Annotated in this window: 14 protein-coding genes and 2 rRNA genes (1 of these 16 only partly in view); 9 read left to right on the top strand and 7 right to left on the bottom strand. The window is 48.5% G+C overall.

The window, feature by feature from the left end; genetic code table 11:
- Both GU926_RS06350 and rrf read left to right on the top strand, forming a co-directional pair.
- Positions 1-466 (top strand): 23S ribosomal RNA (locus GU926_RS06350) (it extends 2,428 nt beyond the left edge of the window).
- Positions 467-555: 89 nt separating this feature from the next.
- A 5S ribosomal RNA gene (gene rrf / locus GU926_RS06345) occupies positions 556-667 on the top strand.
- Positions 668-1,163: 496 nt separating this feature from the next.
- Here the strand turns inward: rrf and purB are convergent.
- Positions 1,164-2,516: an adenylosuccinate lyase gene (gene purB, locus GU926_RS06340; protein WP_160690105.1), complete on the bottom strand. Its 1,353-nt coding sequence runs from the start codon at positions 2,514-2,516 to the stop codon at positions 1,164-1,166.
- Positions 2,517-2,856: 340 nt separating this feature from the next.
- On the opposite strand from purB, the gene GU926_RS06335 reads away from it, so the two are divergent.
- Entirely contained in the window at positions 2,857-4,737 is a 1,881-nt protein-coding gene (locus GU926_RS06335) for a biosynthetic peptidoglycan transglycosylase (protein WP_160690103.1), read from the top strand.
- A gap of 236 nt (positions 4,738-4,973) precedes the next feature.
- Here the strand turns inward: GU926_RS06335 and GU926_RS06330 are convergent, their stop codons facing one another.
- The 3 genes from GU926_RS06330 to hemG form a co-directional block, all read right to left on the bottom strand.
- Positions 4,974-5,933 carry a TerC family protein gene (locus GU926_RS06330; RefSeq protein WP_160690101.1) on the bottom strand — a complete coding sequence of 320 codons (960 nt, stop codon included), beginning with the start codon at positions 5,931-5,933 and terminating at the stop codon, positions 4,974-4,976.
- A 183-nt stretch (positions 5,934-6,116) separates the two neighbouring features.
- Positions 6,117-6,848 (bottom strand): polyprenol monophosphomannose synthase, encoded by a 732-nt coding sequence (locus GU926_RS06325; protein WP_160690099.1) that lies wholly within the window; start codon positions 6,846-6,848, stop codon positions 6,117-6,119.
- Positions 6,849-6,875: 27 nt separating this feature from the next.
- Complete coding sequence (gene hemG, locus GU926_RS06320; protein ID WP_160690097.1) at positions 6,876-8,213, bottom strand: protoporphyrinogen oxidase; 1,338 nt, start codon at positions 8,211-8,213, stop codon at positions 6,876-6,878.
- A 153-nt stretch (positions 8,214-8,366) separates the two neighbouring features.
- Here hemG and GU926_RS06315 point away from each other — a divergent pair, with 153 nt between their 5' ends.
- Entirely contained in the window at positions 8,367-8,885 is a 519-nt protein-coding gene (locus GU926_RS06315; protein ID WP_160690095.1) for a D-glycero-alpha-D-manno-heptose-1,7-bisphosphate 7-phosphatase, read from the top strand.
- 51 nt (positions 8,886-8,936) lie between these two features.
- Here GU926_RS06315 and GU926_RS06310 read toward each other — a convergent pair whose 3' ends face one another.
- Together GU926_RS06310 and GU926_RS06305 are read right to left on the bottom strand one after the other, a co-directional pair.
- Positions 8,937-9,098, bottom strand: a complete 162-nt coding sequence (locus tag GU926_RS06310; protein ID WP_160690093.1) for a hypothetical protein — start codon at positions 9,096-9,098, stop codon at positions 8,937-8,939.
- Positions 9,099-9,187: 89 nt separating this feature from the next.
- The gene (locus GU926_RS06305; RefSeq protein ID WP_160690091.1) at positions 9,188-10,588 is read right to left on the bottom strand and encodes a type III PLP-dependent enzyme domain-containing protein; all 1,401 of its coding nucleotides are present in this window, start codon (positions 10,586-10,588) and stop codon (positions 9,188-9,190) included.
- An 86-nt stretch (positions 10,589-10,674) separates the two neighbouring features.
- Between GU926_RS06305 and GU926_RS06300 the strand changes: the two genes are divergently transcribed.
- From GU926_RS06300 to GU926_RS06285, 4 genes are all read left to right on the top strand, one after another.
- On the top strand, positions 10,675-11,637 hold the full coding sequence (locus tag GU926_RS06300) for an arginase (RefSeq protein ID WP_160690089.1): 963 nt from the start codon (positions 10,675-10,677) through the stop codon (positions 11,635-11,637).
- Positions 11,638-11,661: 24 nt separating this feature from the next.
- Positions 11,662-13,458 carry an arginine--tRNA ligase gene (argS, locus tag GU926_RS06295; protein ID WP_160690087.1) on the top strand — a complete coding sequence of 599 codons (1,797 nt, stop codon included), beginning with the start codon at positions 11,662-11,664 and terminating at the stop codon, positions 13,456-13,458.
- 73 nt (positions 13,459-13,531) lie between these two features.
- Positions 13,532-14,122: a glutathione peroxidase gene (locus tag GU926_RS06290; protein ID WP_160690085.1), complete on the top strand. Its 591-nt coding sequence runs from the start codon at positions 13,532-13,534 to the stop codon at positions 14,120-14,122.
- Between the two features lie 13 nt (positions 14,123-14,135).
- A complete protein-coding gene (locus tag GU926_RS06285; RefSeq protein WP_160690083.1) occupies positions 14,136-15,074 on the top strand; it encodes a 1,4-dihydroxy-2-naphthoate polyprenyltransferase in 939 nt (312 codons plus the stop codon).
- Between the two features lie 437 nt (positions 15,075-15,511).
- Here GU926_RS06285 and GU926_RS06280 read toward each other — a convergent pair whose 3' ends face one another.
- Positions 15,512-16,972: a DEAD/DEAH box helicase gene (locus tag GU926_RS06280; RefSeq protein ID WP_232058450.1), complete on the bottom strand. Its 1,461-nt coding sequence runs from the start codon at positions 16,970-16,972 to the stop codon at positions 15,512-15,514.
- Between the two features lie 688 nt (positions 16,973-17,660).
- Between GU926_RS06280 and GU926_RS06275 the strand changes: the two genes are divergently transcribed.
- Complete coding sequence (locus GU926_RS06275; protein WP_317165642.1) at positions 17,661-23,021, top strand: YDG domain-containing protein; 5,361 nt, start codon at positions 17,661-17,663, stop codon at positions 23,019-23,021.
- The last annotated feature ends 339 nt before the right edge of the window (positions 23,022-23,360 follow it).

Here is a 23,360-nt window from a genome sequence, read left to right as displayed (position 1 = left end):
CGCTCAAAGGATAAAAGGTACGCCGGGGATAACAGGCTGATCTCCCCCAAGAGCTCATATCGACGGGGAGGTTTGGCACCTCGATGTCGGCTCGTCACGTCCTGGGGCTGGAGAAGGTCCCAAGGGTTGAGCTGTTCGCTCATTAAAGTGGCACGCGAGCTGGGTTCAGAACGTCGTGAGACAGTTCGGTCCCTATCTGTAGTGGGCGTTAGATATTTGAGGGGACCTGTCCTTAGTACGAGAGGACCGGGATGGACGAGCCTCTGGTGGACCTGTTGTGGCGCCAGCTGCAGCGCAGGGTAGCTACGCTCGGATGAGATAAGCGCTGAAAGCATCTAAGTGCGAAACTCACCCCAAGATGAGATATCTTTCAAGGGCCGTGGGAGACGACCACGTCGATAGGCGGCAGGTGTAAAGCTGGAGACAGCACAGCCGAGCCGTACTAATTGCCCGGAGGCTTCCGCGCCCCAAAGCGCGTACCCTGGTGACCCTTCTCTCGACCCAATATGACAAACGAACGTCCCCACATCATTAGCAGTAGAGATACTGAAAGATAATGGTGGCTATGTCGCGGGTGTCCACCTCTTCCCATTCCGAACAGAGAAGTTAAGCCCCGCCGAGCCGATGGTACTGCGGTCACACGCGGGAGAGTAGGTAGCCGCCAACCCCATCCTCAGACCCCGCCCGCGCAAGCAGGCGGGGTCTTCTGCGTTAAAGCGAACGGGCAGGAAGGCCGTGTCAAATACCGCCGACCGCCTCCCCGGCTCCTGGATGGGAAAGGGAGCCGTGGCAGCGGCTTCCCCCAGGGCCGTAGGTAACGGGAAACAGGGGAATGGGGAATGTGTCCTCCCCCGCTGGAAACACCACCCCGAAAGCAGCGGGGCCTCTTGCTCCATGTGGCAGCAGCGAGAGGATTTAATTTTTATCTAAAGCCCTCTTCTTTAGTCAACTTTGTTTTTTTCAATACAACAAGTTGGTTGTTAATCACCCAAATTATAATCCCAATTTTAGGGGCAGCCTGTTATTATATCGGGTCTTATTGTAATAGGGGATACTTTCAAGGGAGTAAAGCCTTCTTTCGGATAGAATAATAAATAAAAGGAAGAGGCCGCAGTATCTACTGCGGCCTCTTCCTTTTATTTATTATTCTACTTGCTAAACTTTTAATATAATAGTACTCCAGTAAATGATTGCGGGGATATTTGGTTTAACTCTTCCTTGATTTCCTCGCTTACATTTAATCCTTGAATGAATTGGGCTATAGCTTCTTTCGTTATTTTCTCATTTTTCCTAGTCAATTCTTTTAATGCTTCATAAGGAGCTGGATATCCTTCTCTTCTTAATATGGTTTGGATGGCTTCAGCTACAACAGCCCAGTTTTCCTCTAGGTCATTATGCAAGGTCTGCTCATTTAACTCTAATTTGCCAATTCCTTTTTGTAGCGATTTGAGGGCGATTAATGAATGGGCAAATGGAACGCCTAGGTTTCTTAGTACGGTTGAGTCTGTTAAGTCTCTTTGTAATCTTGAAATGGGCAGCTTCTCAGATAAGAAAGAGAAGATACCATTGGCCATCCCTAAGTTTCCTTCAGCGTTTTCAAAATCTATAGGGTTTACTTTATGCGGCATAGCAGAGGATCCAATTTCTCCTGCTTTGATTTTTTGCTTAAAGTAGCCTATGGAGATGTATTGCCAAATATCTCTTGCAAAGTCTATCAATATAATATTGAGCCTTTTGATATTATCTAACAGAGCGGCCAGATGGTCATAATGTTCTATCTGGGTAGTAACCTGGCTACGGGTAAGTTTTAATTTATCGGCTAGGAATGTATTGCCAAACTGGATCCAGTCAATGTTAGGGAAGGCTACATGGTGCGCATTGAAATTACCGGTGGCACCGCCAAATTTTCCAGCATAGGGCACATGTTGCAGTAAAGACAGTTGCTGCTCCAGCCTGTTTACAAAAACATAAATCTCTTTGCCTAATTTGGTGGGGGATGCTGGTTGGCCATGAGTATGCGCCAGCATGGGGATCTCCTTCCAGGAAATAGCTAACTCCTTTAAGGTTTCTACTATTTTGGAGTAAGCCGGCACCAGGACTTGGTTCATGGCTTGTTTCAGGCTCATGGGAATAGCGGTGTTGTTAATGTCTTGTGAGGTAAGGCCAAAATGCACGAACTCCACATAATTACCTAAACTTAGGCTTTCTAGCTTCTCCTTTATAAAATATTCTACCGCCTTGACATCATGGTTGGTTACTTTTTCAGTGGTTTTGATGGTGATGGCATCCTCTTCGGTAAAGTCAGTGTAAATTTTCCGTAAGGCAGGGAAGAGCGTGGCATCAATGCCTTGTAATTGAGGAAGGGGTAACTCACACAGAGAGATAAAATATTCGATCTCTACTAAAACCCGGTACCGTATCAAGCCGAACTCAGAAAAGAAGGGAGCCAGCTCTTGTACTTGGGCATGATATCTGCCATCAACTGGCGAAATAGCGGTTAAAGGAGAAAAGGTCATATGGAGTAGGTGTTTGTGCCAAAGATAATCATGTTCTATGAACTGTCCGTATTTGCATGAAGGCCAAAGGTATTCTTTCCTTTCTTCGCGGAAGATCAAGAATTGAACAAATTTCGGGGACACACGTATTACGCACCTGCAGAGAGTGTTTTCTTCCCAACTGTAAACTGTTACTTTTGTAGCTTCCCTTTAGGGAATAAGTTCATTTATAATTTCTCTAGCCTTGTCTGACACTATACAGCGTAAACCATTTAACAAGAAGAAGCTTTTCATTTGGCTTGGTAGTATTTTCACCCTCCTTCTCATAGCCTTCGGTGTTTTTCTGCTAAACCGTGAACGCTTGTTGCAGTTTGCCGTGAGCAAGGTCATCCAAAAGGTAGAGGCAAAGTATCCGGCCAAGCTGCAAATAGGGTCTGCCAAATTCCTGGATTTGAATACCGTGATGGTACAGGACATTCAATTCCTGCCCATTGACCAACCAAAGTTACTGCAGATTGACAGCGTAGAGGCAACCGTGAGCTTTAGGTCCTTGTTTTTGGGACGTTTGGTCTTCAAGCAGTTTAATGTAACCAACGGTACCATTGACGCCATCAAGCAAGGGGCCACAGATAACTTTTCTTTCCTGATAAAAAAGAAGCCTACGCAGGCGGCAACCGCAGACACCGTTAAGAAGTCCAACTATGGCATTCTTCTGAACAGGCTTATTGAGACCGTTTTTGAGAACGTGCCAGACGGCGTAAACTTTCAAAGACTGGCGGTTTCGCTTAGAAATGAAGGGTTATTCATTGGTGTGAAGGTTCCTTCGCTTACCATAGAAGACGGGGTGATCTTGTCTAAAGCAGTAATCGCTACAGACTCTGTTACCAATACCATGAACATAAAGGGAGTGGTAGACCCAGATGATTACCTGTTGTCAGCTAAAATGTATGGCGATGCACCCGGTGGAATTGAGGTGCCCTATATTGAACGTAAATGGGGAGCCACGCTTAAGTTTGACACGTTGAGCGTGAGTATCACTGGCAAGGAGTTTAAGAATGGCAACCTCACCGTTAGAGGCGAGTCTAGTGGCTACAGCCTGGTGCTCAACCACCCCAAGATTGCCGACGAGGACGTGTTTGTAAAGGATGGCGCCCTCAAGTACGTCATCACCTTGGGAGATCACTATTATTCCCTGGACACCCTCTCTGAGGTAAGGATCAACAAGGCCGTTTTTTATCCGCAGATCACGTATGAAACAAGGCCTAATAGAAAGATTGGGATAAAGATTGATTCGCCCAATATACCGGCCAATGATCTGTTCCAGTCAATGCCTCCTGGGTTGTTTGACACGTTCCAGGGCATGCAGGCCACTGGTAGTTTTAAATACCACATGGATTTTTTCGTGGACATGGCCCAGGTGGACAGCCTTACCTTTAACTCAGATCTGGACGCGCAAAACCTGAGTATCACCAACTTCGGGGCGCAGGACTTCAGAAAGATCAACCAGGAGTTCGTTCATACGGTGTATGAGAATGGGAAAGTGTTGCGCACGTTCCCGGTGGGGCCGTCTTATGCCAAGTACACGCCGTATGCCCAGATCTCGCCTTATTTAAAGAACTCCATCATAACCGCCGAAGACCCCCGGTTCTTTACCCACAAGGGCTTTCATGAGGGTGCCTTCCGTCATTCTTTGATCACCAACATCAAGGAAAAGTCGTTTGTGCGGGGTGGTAGCACCATTTCCATGCAGTTAGTGAAGAACGTATTCCTGACCCGGAAGAAGACTATCACGCGCAAGGTGGAGGAGGCGCTCATTGTCTGGCTGATAGAGAACCTGAAACTCAGTGACAAGCAACGGATGTATGAGGTGTACCTGAACATCATTGAATGGGGACCCGGCATTTACGGCGCCAAAGAAGCAGCTCAGTTCTATTTTCAGAAGTTGCCTAGCCAGCTGACCCTGGAGGAAGGCATGTTCCTGGCCAGCATTGTGCCCAAGCCTAAGATGTACAGAACGTACTTTGATCCTTATGGCAACCTGCGGTCTTACCCGCGTTACTTCTTTAAGCTAATAGCCGGTAACATGCTCAAGAAAGGATTGATTTCTGCCAATGACTACAACGGTATGTCTACCCACGTGAACCTGAAAGGACGTGCGGCTGACTTCATCATCAAGATTAAGCCAGATACAACCATGATCATGGACACGCTCCAGCTGGCCCCTATTGACCTGCTAGACTAAACCACCGGCTGTAGTTAGAAGCATAACCCGCCGTTTTTGGCTTGTTTTCCAGGAAACAGCCCAAAAACGGCGGTCTCGTTTCATCCTTCGGCGTTGGATTGGTTCAGTGCACACACACGCCAAGTTCAGAAATCTAGCACAGCGTACACCAATCGGACACTTATAGGCATTAACCACCGAGGGCGCTTCTGTCATGACAGAAGCGCCCTCGGTGGTTTCAAAAGATATGGTAAGAACTAAGCTTGGTCTTCTTGCTGAGGTATTTCTGGGAGTTGTTTGTCCTTTTTAGGGAATAGGAGCGAAAGCACTACGGAACCTACCAAAATGAAGGCTACTACACCCAAGGCAATGACCATATTGATATGGAACCAGTTGGAGAGAATCAGCTTGGCGCCAATGAAAATCAGGATGAGGGAAAGGCCGTAGTGCAGGTAATGGAACAGCTGCATGATACCCGCCAGCGCAAAATACAAGGCCCGCAGACCCAGCAATGCAAACACGTTAGAGGTGTATACGATGAACGGGTCTTTGGAGATAGCCAGAATAGCCGGAATGGAGTCTGCCGCGAAGACAATGTCTGTGGTTTCCACCATAATCAAGACCAGAAACAGCGGCGTGGCAAAAACGGTCTTGTCTATCTTCACGAAGAACTTAGAACCAAAATGGCGGTTGGTCACGGGCATGTACCGGCTCACAAACTTCACCACGGGGTTAGCCTCTGGGTCAATGTCATCCTGGTCTCCCGAAGTACCCATTTTAAAGCCGGTGTACATCAAGAAAGCGCCCAGAATATAGACAATGAAGTGAAACTTGTTGAGCAGGGCCACACCCACCAAGATAAAGATGGCTCTAAAGAACAAAGCACCCAGAACGCCCCAGAAGAGGATTTTGTGCTGATACTGCTGCTCTACCTTAAAATACCCGAAGATGAGGATGAACACAAACAAGTTATCAACGCTCAGGGACTTCTCAATCAGGTAGGCGGTCAGGAACTCAAGCGCGGGGCCGGGGCCTTTCCAGTAGTAGATTAAAACGTTGAACGCCAAAGACAAGGCTACCCAGAACAAACTCCAGCCCAGGGCCTCCTTCATCTTCACCACATGGGTCTTGCGGTGAAACACAAACAGGTCCAGCGCGAGCAAGATCAAAACAAAGATGTTAAATCCTACCCAAAAAAGAATATCAGTTTTTATCATTCATGTAAAGAATTGCTGTACAGCAGCCACCAACACAAGCCATGAAGCCTTTGGGCAATGCTAACAGTTGTTTGCAATGGGTGAAGATAAGCGGTAAAGTTCTGAAAACCCAGAGCCAGCCTAGAGCCAGGTGGCCGTTTTTGGCCTTATTTCCAGAAAACAGGCCAAAAACGGCCAAAGGTGTTAGCGCGTGAAATGCCTGAAGTAACTGTCTAGTTTCATTTGAATTACGCCCAGGAACGCCTCCTTGATAATGCCTTTGCTCATCTTGGACTGGCCTTTGGCGCGGTCTGTGAAAATGATGGGCACTTCCTTTATCTTAAATCCAAACTTATAGGTCAGGAACTTCATCTCAATCTGGAAGGCATAGCCAATGAACCGAATACGGTCCAGGTTGATGGTCTCCAGCACCTTTCTGGAATAACACTTGAACCCGGCGGTGGCATCATGAATGGGCATGCCCGTAACCAGGCGCACGTACCGGCTGGCAAAATAGGAAAGCAGCACGCGGCTCATGGGCCAGTTGACCACGTTTACGCCGCTGCTGTACCGGCTCCCGATGGCCATGTCAAACCCATCCACAGCGCAGGCGTCATGCAGGGCAATCAAATCATCGGGGTTATGGGAAAAGTCGGCGTCCATCTCAAAGATGTACTGGTAGCCGGCTTTGAGGGCGTATTTAAAGCCATGAATGTAGGCGGTGCCCAAGCCCAGCTTGCCTTTGCGCTGCTCCAGAAAAAGCCTGTCCGGGTACTCGGCCTGCAGGTGCATCACAGCTTCGGCGGTACCGTCTGGAGAGCCATCGTCTACAATCAAGACATGGAAAGGGTGGGGCAGGGAAAATACCTTCCGGACGATGGCCACAATATTCTCTATCTCATTGTAGGTAGGAATGACTACCACAGACTCTTTCATCCTTCAAATATAGCCGATGCGAATATATTAGAAGGAGGGGCGCTGCGATTTAATTTTATGGGCCATGTTTTTAGCGAACGAGATACAGTCAGACACGCTGGGGCCGGCCACCCAGTTGGCGCAGCAGTACAACTGGTCTTCTTCCAATGCTTCTGCCAAAGTATGCACGTCCTGGATGAAAATGTCTGGCTGCGGAAGTGCCTTGGCCCAACGGTGGTAGTGCTGGAAAACGGGTTCCTTAGCAGAGATGCCGTACAATGCCGCAAGCTCTGCGTGTACCTTCTCCATGATCTCCTGCCTGGGCAGGTTTAGGTGCTCTTTCCATTGCATACCGCCCACAAACGTAGTAAACAACACTTCTTTGTCTGGCACAGCATGCGGAAACAGGGAACTGGTCCAGACAGAGCCACACGTGAACGTGTTCTCTCGTTTAGGATGCAGCGCCCCAAACCCGTTCAAGGGAAACTTCACATCTGCCCGCCGATAGGCCGTGTGCACCACTGCCATGGGCGCGTAGGTCACATTGAACAAGGAAGCAGACAGGCCGGGAGCTACGTAGTTGAGCAAGTCGGCGGCGGGATGGGCGGGCAAGGCAATGACCACGGCGTCAAATTCTTCATCGCTTAGGCCCTCCACATCGTTCTGGATGCTGAGCAGGTACTTGCCGTGAAGTTTGTGCACCATCTCTATTTTCTGGCCCAGGTGCAGGGAGATCAGTTTAGAGGCAATGGCCTCAGACAAAGACGCCAGCCCAGATTTGAGCGTGAAGACGGGCCTGCGTTTCATTTCAGGGGCCTGCACCAAGCCTTTCAAGACCGAGCCGTGTTCCTGCTCCAGCTTCTGAAGAAAGGGAAAGGTTTTCTCCAGCAGCAGCTGGTCTGGGTCGCCGGCGTAAAAGCCTGCCACCATGGGCTTCACCAGGTAATCCACCACCTCCTGGCCAAAACGTCTGGAAAAGAAATGAGAGAGGGTTTCTTCTTTCACTTCCTTTTTCTCACACTGGGTCTCACGGGCAATCCTGAGTTTGGTGCGCCAGTCAAAAAAAGGATGGAACAGCATACCCAGTGGAGAAATAGGCAATTTCTGGTATTTACCATTCTTTAAGATGTAGCGGTGTGCCTCTAAGGCGGGAGGTGTTACTTTCTCTTCCTGCAGTTTTAGCTCTTGCAACAGTTCTTCCAGCTCTGGCGTGAGATGTAAGGAAGAAGGCCCCAGTTCAAATTTGTAAGGACCCTGCTGGCAACTCTTGAGCATGCCGCCCACCTGTTCCCCCGCTTCAAACAGGTCATAGCGCACCCCCAGCTTTTGTAAGTAATAAGCCAATGCCAACCCAGATATGCCTGCTCCAATAATAGCTACTCTCATGCGGGGGAAAGAATGAATAAGTGTGCTTTCTTACGGGAGAATGGCCCTGCCGTTTTGGAGCTATTTTAGAGAAAATAAGCCAAAAACGGTTTTGGGGCGCGTGGACTTGTACAAAATCTTTATTTTTGGCTTGTACAAGCAACGCACGCAGTAATGGCCAAAGCGGTATTTTTAGACAGAGACGGAGTCCTGAACGTGGAAAGAGGAGCGTATACGTTTAAAGTGGAGGACTTTGAGATATGCGCCGGCGTGCCAAGGGCCCTGACTCTGTTAAAGGAACACGGCTACTACCTGATTGTCATCACCAACCAAGGCGGCATAGCCAAAGGACTTTACACCAAAGAAGACGTGGTGGCCTGCCATGAGAAACTGCAGAAAGCCAGTGGTGGTCTGTTAGATGCCTTGTACATGGCGCCGGCCCATGACGCCGTGTCTGCCTCCCTGGCCCGGAAACCAAACAGCCTGCTCCTGGAAAAAGCCATGGCAAAATTCAATCTGGATCCTGCCCAGTGCTGGATGGTGGGAGACCAGCTCAGAGACATGCAGGCCGCTCAGAAAGTGGGCGTGAAGGGGATACTGGTAGGGGAACAACATGCCCTAGATACATACGCCATGCAGGTGAAAGATTTGGCAGAAGCCGCCCATCTCATCTTGGCACAGGGACAAAAATAAAGGACTGAGATGTCTCTCAGTCCTTTGAATTCTTTGCGTCAAGTAAATTGACTAGCCGTTGATTTGGGCGGCAGCGGCTTCTTGGTGGTTAGATTTTACCAATACCTTCTGGTCTGCGGCACGGTCGGTTTTTACGGCGTACGCAGGGCAAGTAGATTTGCAAGAAGCAAAAGCAAACATTCCAAAGGCGGCTAACAGGAATAACTTCTTCATAAAATGCGTTAAAAAACAAAGTCTTGGGTATTCTACTTCAAAGCTACTCTTTTTGTGTCAGGTTTTGAGCAGAAAATATGAATTTATTTTTAAGACTTGTAGCCAAGTATCTTCAGCATAGACTCTTCATTCTGCTCTTCGGCAAACACCCATGATTTTAAAGTGCCGTCTTCTTCCCTGTTGATCAACACGTGTTTAGGGCTGGGAATGAGGCAGTGTTTGATGCCGCCGTACCCACTCAGACTCTCCTGGTACGCACCCGTGTGGAAGAAACCTATGTACTGCGGCTCAGGCTGATCTTTTTGCACCTTAGGAAGGAACACCTGGAACGAGTGCATCTCTGAGTTGTAGTAATCCTGGCTGTCGCAGGTCAAGCCGCCCAGGTTCAGGCGCTGGTAGTCTTTGTCCCAGTTGTTAAGCGCCATTAAGATGTAGCGCTGGTTCAAGGCCCAGGTGTCTGGCAGATTGGTGATGAAAGAGCCGTCAATCATGTACCAGAGCTCCTTGTCGTTCTGCAGCTTGGTGTCCAGGATGGAATAAATGTGCGCACCGCTTTCGCCCACGGTGTAAATGCCAAACTCGGTGAAAATGTTGGGCTCCGCTACGCCTTCTTCCTTACAAATACGCTGGATGGTTCTGAGGATCTCCTCAATCATGTAGCGGTAGTTGTAGTCAAACTGGATGGAGGTCTTGATAGGGAAGCCGCCGCCAATGTCAATGGTGTCCAAGTCTGGGCAGATCTTCTTCATCTCGCAGTACTTGTGCACAAAACGGCTCAGCTCAGACCAGTAATAAGACGTGTCTTTGATGCCCGTGTTGATGAAGTAATGGAGCATCTTGAGCTTGAACTTAGGATTATCCTTAATCTTGCTCTCATACAAACCCACCACGTCATTGTAGTTGATGCCCAACCGCGAGGTGTAGAACTGGAACTTAGGCTCCTCGTCAGAGGCCAGTCTAATGCCCACCTGGCAGGTGCCTTCTACCTTTTCCTGGTAATGGTCAATCTCATTCAAGTCATCCAGCACCGGTGTCACGTTCTTGAAACCGTCATTGATCATTCCCGTGATGTAGTTGCGGTACAGATCACGTTTGTAGCCGTTGCAAACCACAAAAATGTCTTTGCTCACTTTGCCCTGCTCATACAAAGCCCTGATGATTGGCATGTCAAAGGAAGAAGACGTCTCAATGTGGATGTCGTTCTTTAGCGCTTCTTGCAGCACGAAGGAGAAATGGCTGGATTTGGTGCAGTAGCAGTAGGTATAAGTACCCTGGTAATTCAGCTTCTCCATAGACTCCTTGAAGAGCACTTTGGCCTTCTGAATCTGGGAGCTGATTTTGGGGAGATAGGTAAGTCTGAGTGGGGTGCCGTACTGCTTCACCAGTTCCATCATGGGAATGCCGTTGAAGGACAGCTCGTTGTTGTGTACCGTAAATTCCTCGGTCGGGAAATCGAAGGTTTGGTGTATGAGGTCGGTGTATTTATCCATTATTTAGTTGTTGCTTCCCCAGCTGGGAAATTGTGCGAAATTGGGTCTTTATTACCATCTTTGCAAAAACCAGGTTTCTTTTTGCTATGAAAAAAATACGACTAATTGAGGTGAAATCAGAGCTGGGGGCGGGCACCCGTGGGGCCAGTTTAGGAGTAGACGCGCTCAAAATTGCCTGCCTCAATCAAAAGTCAGATTATTTTCAACGGTTTACCACGGTAGAGGTTCCCAACCTCAACGACGTTCTCTTTGAAAAGAACCTGTTTCCGCATGCCAAGTACATTGACAGCATCTTACAGACGTATAAAAGAATAAGTGCCACGGTAGAACAGACGTTTGAACTGGGCATGTTCCCGTTGGTACTGGCCGGCGACCATTCCAACGCCGGTGGCACCATTGCGGGCATCAAGGCTACGTATCCAGACAAGACGCTGGGCGTGATCTGGGTAGACGCCCACGCCGACATCCACTCGCCCTACACTACGCCTTCTGGCAACATGCACGGCATGCCCCTGGCCGCCGCCCTGCATGAAGACAACATGGACTGCAAAGTGAACGACCCAGAACCAGAGACCATCTTCTTCTGGGAGTCTTTGAAGAAGGTTGGCACCGAGCGGCCCAAAATGAAACATGAGCATGTGGTGTACATTGTGACCCGCAGCTATGAAAAGCCCGAGGTATACCTGTTTGACAAGCACAACATCAAGAACTTCACCTACCCCGAGGTGCTGGCCAAAGGCATAGAGCAGGTAGCCCAGGAAGCCCTGCACCGCCTCAAAGACTGTGACATTATCTATGTGTCTTTTGACGTGGACAGCCTGGACTCCAAATTCTCTAAAGGCACGGGAACTCCGGTAGAGGTGGGCTTGAACGTAAAGCAGGCCAAGGAGCTTTGCAGAGCCCTGGTTAGCGACCCGCGCGTAGTATGCTTTGAGATGGTGGAGATCAACCCTACTCTGGATGCAGAGAACACCATGGCCAACAATGCGTTTGAAATCTTAGAACATACCACAGAAGGTCTTTTAGAGCGTCTTTCCAAAGAAGCCTAGCCTCTGTACCGCTTTATATATAGTATGAAAAACCTTGAATCACAGATAGCCCAGGCCTTGAGCCAGGCGTTGGAACATACCTTTTCTCACACTTTACCGGCAGAGCAGATTGCTTTGCAGCCTACCCGTAAGGAGTTTGCCGGCACTTTTACGTTTGTCACCTTCCCGTTGACCAAAGCCCTGGGCAAAGGCCCTGAACAGATAGGGCAGGCCCTGGGCGATTACCTGCAAGAACATGCCCCGCAGGTGGCTGGCTACAACGTGGTCAAAGGCTTCCTGAACCTGGAAATTCATGACGCGGTCTGGCTAGAGATGTTTGCGGCGCAGGTAGCTGGAATTTCTGGTGTTTTTGGGGAATCAGGCCAAAAACAGAAAGTGGTGGTGGAGTATTCTTCGCCTAATACCAACAAGCCTTTGCACCTGGGCCACTTGCGGAACAACTTTTTGGGGTACTCTGTGGCCGAAATCATGAAAGGCGCAGGCCATGAGGTAGTAAAAGCCAACCTGGTCAACGACCGCGGCATTCATATCTGCAAGTCCATGATTGCCTATGAGATGTTTGGCAACGGCGAGACCCCAGAAACTGCCAGCATGAAAGGCGATCACCTGGTGGGCAAGTACTACGTCAAGTTTGACCAGGAATACAAGAAACAGATAGATGACCTTGTAGCCCAGGGCATGGACAAGGAGCAAGCTAAAAAGCAGGCGCCTTTGATGCTGCAGGCCCAGGAGATGCTTCAGAAATGGGAGCAAGGCGATGCAGAGACCATTGCCCTCTGGAAGCTGATGAACGGCTGGGTATATGACGGCTTTGACAGTACCTACCGCACCATTGGAGTAGACTTTGACAAGTTCTACTATGAGTCGGGCACGTACATGCTGGGCAAAGACCGCGTGGAGGAAGGCTTGGCCAAGGGCGTGTTCTTTAAGAAAGAGGATGGTTCTGTCTGGGTAGACCTGACGGATCAAGGCTTAGACGAAAAACTCTTATTGAGAGCTGACGGCACCTCGGTGTACATCACCCAAGACCTGGGCACCGCTGAGCTTAAATATGAGGACTTTCATTATGATCAGTCTATCTACGTGGTGGCAGATGAGCAGAACTACCATTTCCAGGTATTGAAAGCTACGCTCAAGAAACTGGGCAAACCTTACGCAGACGGCATCTTCCACTTGTCTTACGGCATGGTGGATTTACCAAGCGGCAAGATGAAGTCCAGAGAAGGAACGGTAGTGGACGCAGATGAGTTGGTGGCCGAAATGATTGAAACCGCTCGTCAGAAGACCAATGAGTTGGGCAAGATTGACGGCTTCTCCAAAGAAGAGGCAGAGCAGTTGTACCACACCCTGGCCATGGGCGCATTAAAGTACTTCCTGCTAAAAGTAGATCCTAAGAAACGCATGCTCTTCAATCCAGAGGAGTCCATTGACTTTAAAGGCCACACGGGTCCGTTCATTCAGTACACGCACGCCCGTATTGCCGCCATTCTGCGCAAAGCAAGCGAACTGGGCATTTCTTCTGAGACTCAGGATTTTGCTGCAATAGAAGTGTTGCATGAAACCGAGCGCGACGCCTTGATCTTGTTGAATACGGCTGGCCAGGTGGTGGAAGATGCGGCTCGCAACTATGCCCCTTCCATAGTGGCTCAATACGCCTTTGATTTGGCAAAAGCGTATAACAGATTCTATACAGAGGTGCCCATTTTCCAGGAGAGCAATGCCCAGGTGTTAAGCTTTAGAATTGCCTTCTCCCGCCAGGTGGCCAAGACCTTGAAGCAGACCATGGCTCTGCTGGGAATAGCGGTGCCAGACAGAATGTAGGCCGTCCAAAACGACAGTCTTTAGTTTGAAACAAAATACTAGATTACAGGTTACACAAGAAAAAACCACTGCCATGTTCAACCTATTGTACATATTATCCTTTTTGTTTCTGGGGGCCTGCGCCACGCCAAGCGCACCGGTGTCCGGGACGTCCACCACTGAAAAAACGACTATGGAACAAGCCGCTGCCAAATCCATTTATGACATTCCCTTGACCACCATTGACGGTAAGCCTACCTCTCTGGATAAGTTCAAAGGCAAAAAGCTCCTGATTGTGAACGTGGCCTCTGAGTGCGGGTACACGCCGCAATACGCAGACCTGGAGAAGCTACACAAACTGCACGGTGACAAAGTAGTGGTATTGGGTTTCCCGGCCAATAACTTTGGCGGTCAGGAAAAAGGGACTAACGAAGAAATTGCCCAGTTCTGTCAGAAGAACTTCGGGGTGACGTTCCCAATGTTCTCTAAAGCCTCTGTGAAAGGCGATGACATGCAACCGCTCTACAAGTGGTTGACTGACAAAAGCGTGAACGGTACTAATGACCAGGCGCCTAGCTGGAACTTCTGCAAGTACTTGATTGACGAGAAAGGCCATTTAGTGAAATTCTATCCTTCTAAAGTGTCTCCGTTGAGCGAAGAGTTGCTCAGAGACATCAACGGCTAATTCTCGTTTTTGAGTGAATTCTGAAAAAACAGGCCAAAAACGGCCTGCGGTGGGTACATGGGTGTCGGCGTTCAGATTACGGACGCTGCCCCTGTCTCTTTCCTGCATAGGCATGGGCGGATTTTTAGCGGCGGCAGACCATCTTTCCAGGTGGCCTGTTTTGTTGTTATGCGTGCTCACCACCTTGTTCCTGCAAATTTTATCCAACCTGGCCAATGACTACGGAGACAGCCAGCACGGCGCCGACAGCGTAGACCGCCAGGGACCGAAACGCGCCGTACAGGCAGGTCATATTTCGGCCTCTCAGATGAAAGCCGCCATTGGCGTGTTCAGTTTGCTGTCTTTGGTATCTGGCATTGCCTTGCTCTGGATAGCCCTGGGCACCGAAGGCATTTACCTGTTCCTCTTCTTCTTACTGCTAGGGTTAGCTTCCATCTGGGCAGCCATTAGTTACACCAACGGCAAGAAACCTTATGGCTACGCCGGTCTGGGTGATATATCGGTGTTCTTCTTCTTTGGCTGGGTGGGGGTGATGGGCACGTACTTTCTGCAAACCCAACGCTTTTTCTCTGAGATGCTGCTGCCCGCTTCTACGCTGGGTTTCTTTTCGGCGGCGGTCTTGAACGTGAACAACATACGGGACATTGCCTCAGATGAACTGGCCGGCAAGCGTTCCCTACCTGTGCGGCTGGGGCCAACCAGGGCTAGGCGCTACCATTGGTTTTTGTTGGTGGGCGGTATTCTGTGCGCGGTGTTGTTTGTTCTGCAGCGCGAAGAATTGTCTCTCTGGAAGTGGTTGTTTGTCGCCGCTCTTCCTCTTGTACTCTATAACGGCCGTGAAGTGCAGCGCCGGCAGGCTGCCGTAGAGTTAGACCCCTTGCTCAAGCAAATGGCTATGTCTACCCTGATCTTTGTGTTGCTGTTTGGGGTAGGGCTTCTATTAAGCAGATAATTCTATACCCTTAAGACCAGTGCTCCACGCGTTTTTGGGCTATTCCCTGGAAAACAGCCTAAAAACGACAGTTTCCAGTTGCCAGTCTTTTGCTGGTTTTAGAAGCGTCTTTGATGGATTTTTCATTCTACGGCAAATTTTGTATTGAAGCCCTGGGCCCGTTTTTGGCTTGTTTTCCGGAAAACAAGCCAAAAACGGGCCCAGGGCTTTTAGGATGAAACGCTGATCAGGTTATGGCTAGCACCAAAGTTTTCTTGGCCAATCCTGACGCATCGCCTTCATCAACCTCTTTCTTTGGTTTCCTTTCTGGTTGGACAGTTTCTGAGGGAAGGTCTCTTCGCCTAACATTTGAGCTAAAGTAGAAGTGGTCGTTTTTGGCCTGTTTCCTAGAAAACAGGCCAAAAACGACCACTTCTATTATTTAGATGAAACCTGTTCTATTCTGCTGCCGGGGTGGCAGGTGCAGAGGAAGTTCCGCCTTCAGTGTTCTTTGGTCTGAATGGCTTTTTACGGCGTTTCTTTTTCTTTACCTCACCGGTAGCCGACGTTGGGGTTCCGGTGGCCTGGTTTGCTTGCGAGGGGCGTTCACCTGCCGGAGCAGCTGCGGCTGGACGTTCGCCTCTTGGCTTTTGGCTTCGGTTACGGTCCCCGCTACCTCCGGTGCTACCTTCTCTTCTGGGCCCGCCTCCGCTACGGCTTCCGCCTCGGCCGCCTTTGTCACGGCTGAACTTGCTGCGGTTTCCAACGGGGTCATAGGCTGGGCTCTCGCCAACGGCTTCTGGCAAGGTAAGCTTGGGCAGTTCGCGCTCAATCAATTTCTCAATTTTTACCAGGCGTTCCTGGTCGCGCTCATTCACGAAGGTGATGGCCATGCCTTTGGTACCGGCGCGGGCCGTACGACCAATGCGGTGAACATAGTCCTCGGCGTCCTGCGGCACGTCAAAATTGACTACGTGGCTGATGTTGTCTACGTCAATGCCTCTGGACATTACGTCGGTGGCTACCAGTACCTGTAGCTGCTTGTTTCTGAACTTCTGCAAGGTGGCCTCGCGCTCGTCCTGGGTGCGGTCTGAACTGATGCCCTCGGCCTCAAAGCCCATTTTCTGCAGGGCGCGCACAATCTCGTTCACGGCAGACTTGCGCGAAGTGAACAAAATCATGGTCTGTACTTCGGCGTCCTTTAAGATATGCTGCAACAGTTTTAGTTTCTGCTGGTCATACACCAGGTAAATCTGCTGGTCAATGTTGGCGGCGGGTTTAGAAATAGAAAGACTTATTTCTTCTGGCTGCTGCAGGATCTTACGGGCAAACTCTCTGATTTTAGGTGGCATAGTAGCCGAGAAAAGCAGGGTCTGGCGCTCTTTGGGCAGCTGGTTGATGATCTTCATGAGGTCATCCATGAAACCCATGTCCAGCATTTTATCGGCTTCGTCCAGAATGAGATACTTGAGTTGGTCTAGCTTCACGTACCCCATCTGCATGTGCGCGATGAGACGGCCGGGCGTGGCGATGATGATGTCTGCGCCGCTGGTGAGGGCGTGTTTCTGTTGGTCCCAGTTCTGGGCGTTGTTACCGCCGTAAATGGCAATGGAGGTGGCACCGGTAAAGTAGCTTAAGCCTTCTACCTGGTCATCTATCTGTTTGGCCAGTTCACGGGTAGGTACTAAAATTAAGGTGCTGGTGAAATCAAATTTGGCCTCGGCGATCTTACTGAGGGTAGGCACCAGGAACGCGGCCGTTTTGCCGGTACCGGTCTGGGCGCAGGCAATCAGGTCTTTTGATTCTAGTATATGCGGAATGGCCTGTGCCTGAATGGGAGTGGCTTGTTTGTAACCCATAGACCGTATGCCGTCCAGCAAATCGGTCTGCAGGTTGAAATCATCGAATGTAACGCTCATTTATCTTTTTATCTAGTTACTTCTTCCGGTGGCCGTTGCCACGGGGCTAAGTTTAGTAAAGATAAGGTTTTCTTGCCACACTATAGTGCAAGAACTAGGCTCTTACCATGGGATGATAGGTGGTTTTGCTGTTTCTTTTCTTGGAATAGCGTAGTTCAAAGGATGGCTTCGGGGTAGAAGGTGGTCGAAATCTTATAAAGCCAAGGAAATAGCCAAGTAGAATTTTGAATAAACGGGTTATAGGGTTTTTCTAGTGATATTTATTATTATTTGCACTTAAAGAGAGATAAAATCTTTATTATTTGTATTTAATAAAGAAAAATTAAGATGATTGTAACTGTGTTGCAAGATTGCCGTTAGGGATTTATAAGATGTGCCAGCCAGTGTCTTAGTTGGTATTATTCTCCTTTATTTTGAGTGCCGTTTAGCTTATTTCTTCTTTCAGAGCCTTGGTCGTTGTGAAGTTTGCACACGTGTTGATGGATTGCTGCCTATAGCCTGACTCCCCACCAGGTTAGCAAGTTTTAAAGGTTCTCTCCTGAATCCTCCGTTCCATAATTCTCTTGGTTTGGCATAGCCTTTTGGCTACTCAGACTACATAGTAAGATTCCTATTGCGCCTCCTCCGCCTGTGTACAGGTGTCTGCTTTACTGCTTCCTACACGCTTTCTCTTTTTTTAAGTACAGTCATGGAAAAACTTCTACTTTCATGGGTAGGCACCCGTCTGCCATCTCTTTTTTACATTACCCAAAATTCATTTCTCCGCTACGGCAAAGCCCTATTTCTTCTGTTTTTCTTTCTATTGTCTGCTTCGTTTGTGCAAGCACAGACGGTGACCTTTTCACCTGCCGGGCCTTTCTGTGTAGGCAATAGCATGACAGTGACCATCACGGGCGGGGGGAATAATAACACTTATGCCATAGCCGTAACTGATGGAAATGCTGCAGGTGCTGGAGTAGTTCAGTCTGTTACTGCTACTATAACAACCGGAAACGGTAGTTCTAACCCTGGTAGAGGTTCTGCCTCATTTAATTTAACGAATGAGTCTATTGGCAGTGGAAGGTATATTAGAGTTACAAATGGCAATAATTCCACTTTTTCTACCTCCTTTAGTGTAACCGGAGCACCAAGCGCACCCATCAGTGGTGGAGATAAAACAATAACTTACGGCACTGCTAATCCGGCTTTAACGGCTTCTGCTGCCACTGGGCAAAGCATTACCTGGTATGCTTCTGCAACAGGGGGTACGCCGCTGATATCCAATACCACGTCCTACATGCCCACCGTAACGGCTGCCGGTTCTACGTATACCTATTACGCGGAGGCCAGGAACAGCTGTGGATTTGTGAGCCCCTCTAGAACCGCTGTAAGACTAACCATCAATAAAAAAGCCTTAACCGTTACTGTTACAGCCCAGGATAAAGTTTATGACGGCACAACCTCCGCTAATGCTTCCCTGTCTCATAATGCATTAGGGAGTGACGTGGTAAATCTTGCCTCTACGGGTGCCACTTTTGCTGATAAGAACGTTGGGCCTAATAAGGTGGTAACTGTTGCTGGTATTTCCATAGCAGCAGGAGGGCAGGGGAGTAATTATACCCTTTCTACTACTTCTGCTACAGGTTCTGCCTCCATCACGGCAAGACCACTTAAAGTAACTGCCACCGCCTCGGGTAAAACATATGATGGCACCACTGCCACCACAGCCATTCTTGCGTCAGACAAAATTGGGGAAGATATTATTTCTCTATCCTATGGTGCCGCCGAATTTTCAGATAAAAACGCTGGAACAGGTAAAACCGTCTCAATTACTGGAATTTCAATGTCCGGAGCCGGAGCCACTAACTATACTTTGTTCAACACCTCAACCACGGCGGTGGCATCCATCACTAGAAAAGCGTTAAGCCTTAGTGGCGTTTCTGCTGAAACTAAGGTATATGATGGTTCAACCATGGCTGCCCTGGTAGGTTCGCCTTCTTTGCCTGATGCCATAAGTACAGATGATATTTCGGTGGACATTTCTTCAATGGCTGCCGCTTTTGACACCAAGACAGTAGGAGTTAACAAAGCAATTTTAATTACTAACCCAACTGCGGCGCTCACCGGCAATGACAAGATAAATTATACGCTCACTACCAATGTAAAAGGTGCAATAACGCCGCTTGCCATTACAGGTGTGGTGACCGTGGGTAACAAAGTGTATGATAAAACTACTACGGGGTCTATCTCTTCTAAGAGCCTAGAGGGAAAGATTGGGAATGACGTTGTTTCCTTGGTAGGTGGCACTGCTTCTTTTGAAGATGAGAATGTAGGCACTGGCAAGATGGTAACGGTGACAGGCCTTGGCTTATCAGGAGCAGATGCTGGAAACTACACCGTAAACGCAACAGCCACTACCACGGCAGATATTGCTCCTAGAGCAGTTGTGCTCACCGTGCACGCTCAAAACCGGGATTATGATGGCACCACCAATGCGTCCGCAACTATTTCAACCAATATCCTGGCGGGTGACAACCTGGGAGTTGAATATGGTGATGCTACCTTCGCCAGCAAAAATGTGGGTACCCATGCCGTCACAGTTTCAGGCATCACGTTTGTAGGCACAGATCGGGATAATTATGAGATTCCCACCGGAGCCGAGGCCTCAGGCACGGCCACTATTAGCAAAAAAGCGCTAACGCTGGCAAATGCCTCGGCCAATGACAAAGTGTATGACCGGACCAATGCAGCAATAATTTCAGGTGACCTGGTGGGAGTAATCTCAGAGGATGAAGTGGCTGTAGCCCATGCAGGTGCTTTTAACTCCGTGAATGTAGGAATTGACATCCCGGTGAGTGTAACGAGTACCCTTTCCGGTGCTGACGCTGGCAATTATAGCATTGCCCAACCCGCGGGTTTAAAGGCCAACATCACGCCCAAAGAACTTACAGTGGTAAATGCAATTGCTCAAGACAAGGTTTATAATGCCAATAGAGCCACTACCATTACCGCAACCTTGGATGGGGTGATAGCACCAGATGTGGTGACTTTGGTTGGGAAAGGTACTTTTCAATCATCTACGGTAGGGTACCGCTCAGTGACGCCTAACATTACCATCAGCGGAGCCAATGCTGGGAATTATGTTCTACTCACGCAGCCTGGTGGTTTGTTTGCCACTATTACTCCTAAGCCAATTAGTGTATCTAGTCCTACGGCCCAAAGCAAAGAGTATGATGGTACAGTTGACGCCGCGGTAAATGGGGCACTAACCGGAGTAGAGTCAGAGGATATTGGGGCCGTAAGCCTTAGCCTGGTGGGTGCGTTCAACAATAAAAATGTAGGAACAGGTAAACCAATTACGGTTACAGGTACCCTAGCCGGTTCTAGAGCCATCAATTATGATTTAGCAGAGGTTACAGGCTTGGCCGCTAATATTACTCCAAAAGGCTTAACTGTTTCTGGAGTGACAGCTATTAGTAGAGAGTATGATAGAACCACTATCGCTAAGCTACAAGGAACTCCAGTACTCACGGGGGTAATCAGTGGAGATAATGTGGCCTTTAACCCTAACCTGCTTACCGCCAGCTTTACAGACAAGACAGTGGGAGTGAATAAACCTGTAAGTGTCTCCGGAAACGCCCTTACTGGAACAGATGCCGGTAATTATACTTTTAGCCAGTTAACCGGCCTTACCGCCACCATAACGGCCAAACCAGTCACTATTCTTTCTGCGAGTGTCAATAACAAAGTGTATGATGCAACCACAAGTGCCACATTGAATGGCTCTATGAGTGGAGTGATCTCTGGAGATGCCGTAACCCTGAGTAAGGTAGCCAACTTCGTCTCGCCAGATGCAGGCACTGGCATCACGGTAAACTCTACCAGCACCTTGGCTGGAGGAGATGCCGGAAACTATGTCCTTACGCAGCCCACAGGCATAAAAGCAGACATCCTTAGAAAGGCCCTTTCTATCACTAGCCCGGTGGCGCAATCTAAGACTTACGATAAAACGAATGCCGCTACCATCACCGGAAATTTAACAGGCTTGGCGGGCAGTGACGTAGTCTCCTATACCCCAACAGGCACCTTTGCATCTGTTAATGTTGGAACAGGTATAGAGGTCACCTTCACAGGTGGCTTGACTGGAGCCAAGTCAGGTAATTATACTTTGAATATTCCTACTGGATTAAAGGCTAACATTACGCCAAGAGGCCTTACCATTGCCAACGTGAAAGCTCAAGATAAAATCTATGACAGAACCACCGCGGCGGTCATTAAGGGAGATTTGACTGGCGTTTTAGCAGGTGACGTAGTAGTATGGGATGGAACAGGAACCTTTGCTTCTGCCAGGGTAAACAGACAAAACCAAAATGACCCGGTAGATCCAATTCCGGTAGCCTATAACAACGGAAGCCTGGGTGGTATACACGCAGGAAATTATTCCCTCAACTTGACTTCACCTAGCGGCCTGAGCGCCAAAATTCTTCCTAAAGTGCTTACACCCATAGTAGAAGCATATTACACTATTGAGTATGGTGGCACGCCAGACGTAACCATTTCCACCCGAGGCTTGACAGGCGTAATTTCACCAGACTTTGTAAGCCTTTACATCAATTTCAGCCTAATAAACGTGAATGTAGGCGAATACCAGGCAATTCCATTGTCCTTGTCCATAGGTTCTACAGATAAGAACAACTATGATCTCTCACCCAACACGGCTTACGCCAATATTAGGGTTACTGCCAGATCTTTGGCCGTGTCTGCCAGTGGAGCAAATAAGGTGTATGATGGTGATGATGTGGCTTCTGTTAGTTTCTCTGACAACCGGATTGCCGGAGATGATATTACCATCACCTATGCGTCTGCCAAATTTGATAATAAGAATGCAGGAACCAACAAACCCATTTCTATTGCAGGTTTAGCTATCAGTGGCACAAAAGCAGCCAATTACGTATTGCCTACCACTCCGGTATCAGCTACGGGCACCATTACTAAGAGACCTTTGACTATTAATGGCCTAACTGCCAATGATAAGGAGTATGATGGTATAGCAAATGTTTTAGGCTTTACTGGTACGGCCGCCTTTGTGAACATGGTGGCTGGAGACAACTTGAATTTAGTGGGTACAGCAAGTGGTATTTGTGACAGCAAAGACGCTGGCAGCAGAGTAGTCACTCTTGCCGGATTAACGCACGGAGGAACGGACGCTGGTAATTATACCTTTACGCTCCCGGTGAATATGGCTATGCGCATTAATCCTAAAGCAGTGACAGGTTCCTTCACGGCAGAAGATAAGCTCTGGGACGGCACCACCATTGCCAGAGTTACCTCAGTGACGATAAACGGACGCGTGGGAGCGGATGATGTGAGCTTTTCAGGAAAAGCAAACTTTATAGACGCAGACATGGGAGAAGATAAGCCCGTAGTCTTTGACTTTACGAGCGCGCAACTCTCTGGCTTGCAAAGAGCTAACTATGTATTGACTTCCATTGCAAATGCCGCGGCAGACATCATCAATCCGCTGCCAGTCACTCTGGTAAGCTTCACTGGCAAGGCTCAGAAAAATCAGGTAATCTTAAACTGGACCACTGCCACTGAAATCAACAATGAGTATTTTCAGGTAGAGAGAAGTGCAGACGGCAAGAACTTCAATGTCATAGGCAAGGTGAAAGGCTCTGGCAACAGCAGCATGGTTATGAATTATACCTTCCAGGATGCCAGCCCACTAGACGCCATTGGGTACTACCGCTTGAAACAAGTGGATTATGACGGCAAGTTTGAGTACAGCAAAGTGATTTCTGTGCAGGTGAAAGGAACCGCTCCTACTTCCATTACCGTGAAAGCCTATCCCAACCCAACCACAGACAAAGTCCAACTGGATTTTGCCCACCTAAGCAATGCTTTGGTACTGATACAGGTGTTGTCTCTGGACGGCCATGTTGTTCAAACCCAAGAAGTGCCTGGCGGACACATTCACACCCTGGACCTGACCGCTTTGGCCAACGGTACTTACCTCTTGAAACTTACCGGCAAAGAGGTGAATACCTTCCTGAGAGTGGTGAAAAGATAAACTATGACCTAAGTACTTTTTAATACTAGCAGTAGGATGCTATAGGGAAAGGCAGCGGCCATTGGCCGCTGCTTTTATTTTATAGATACTAGACGTCCGTCAAGAGTAGAAGCATACCAAACCAGCCCTTCATGGAATATTTGGGGCTTATTGGGATAAAACATTTATAAGAAGCATTATATAATTTCCTGGTATATCTAAATTTTAAATTTAGCCTGCAGCATAGAATGGAGGAGGGAGGATAATTGGCAAACAAGCCATTAAGATGAGTTCCTTTCCTATAATGATAAAAGTGCTTAATTTCTTAGAAGCCTATTTTAAAAAGGAATCTAAATATAT

The sequence above is a fragment of the Nibribacter ruber genome (assembly GCF_009913235.1).
Classification (GTDB): Bacteria; Bacteroidota; Bacteroidia; order Cytophagales; family Hymenobacteraceae; genus Nibribacter; species Nibribacter ruber.
The sequence above is the reverse complement of the archived record's forward strand: the minus strand, read 5'-3'. Positions and strand labels throughout refer to the sequence as shown.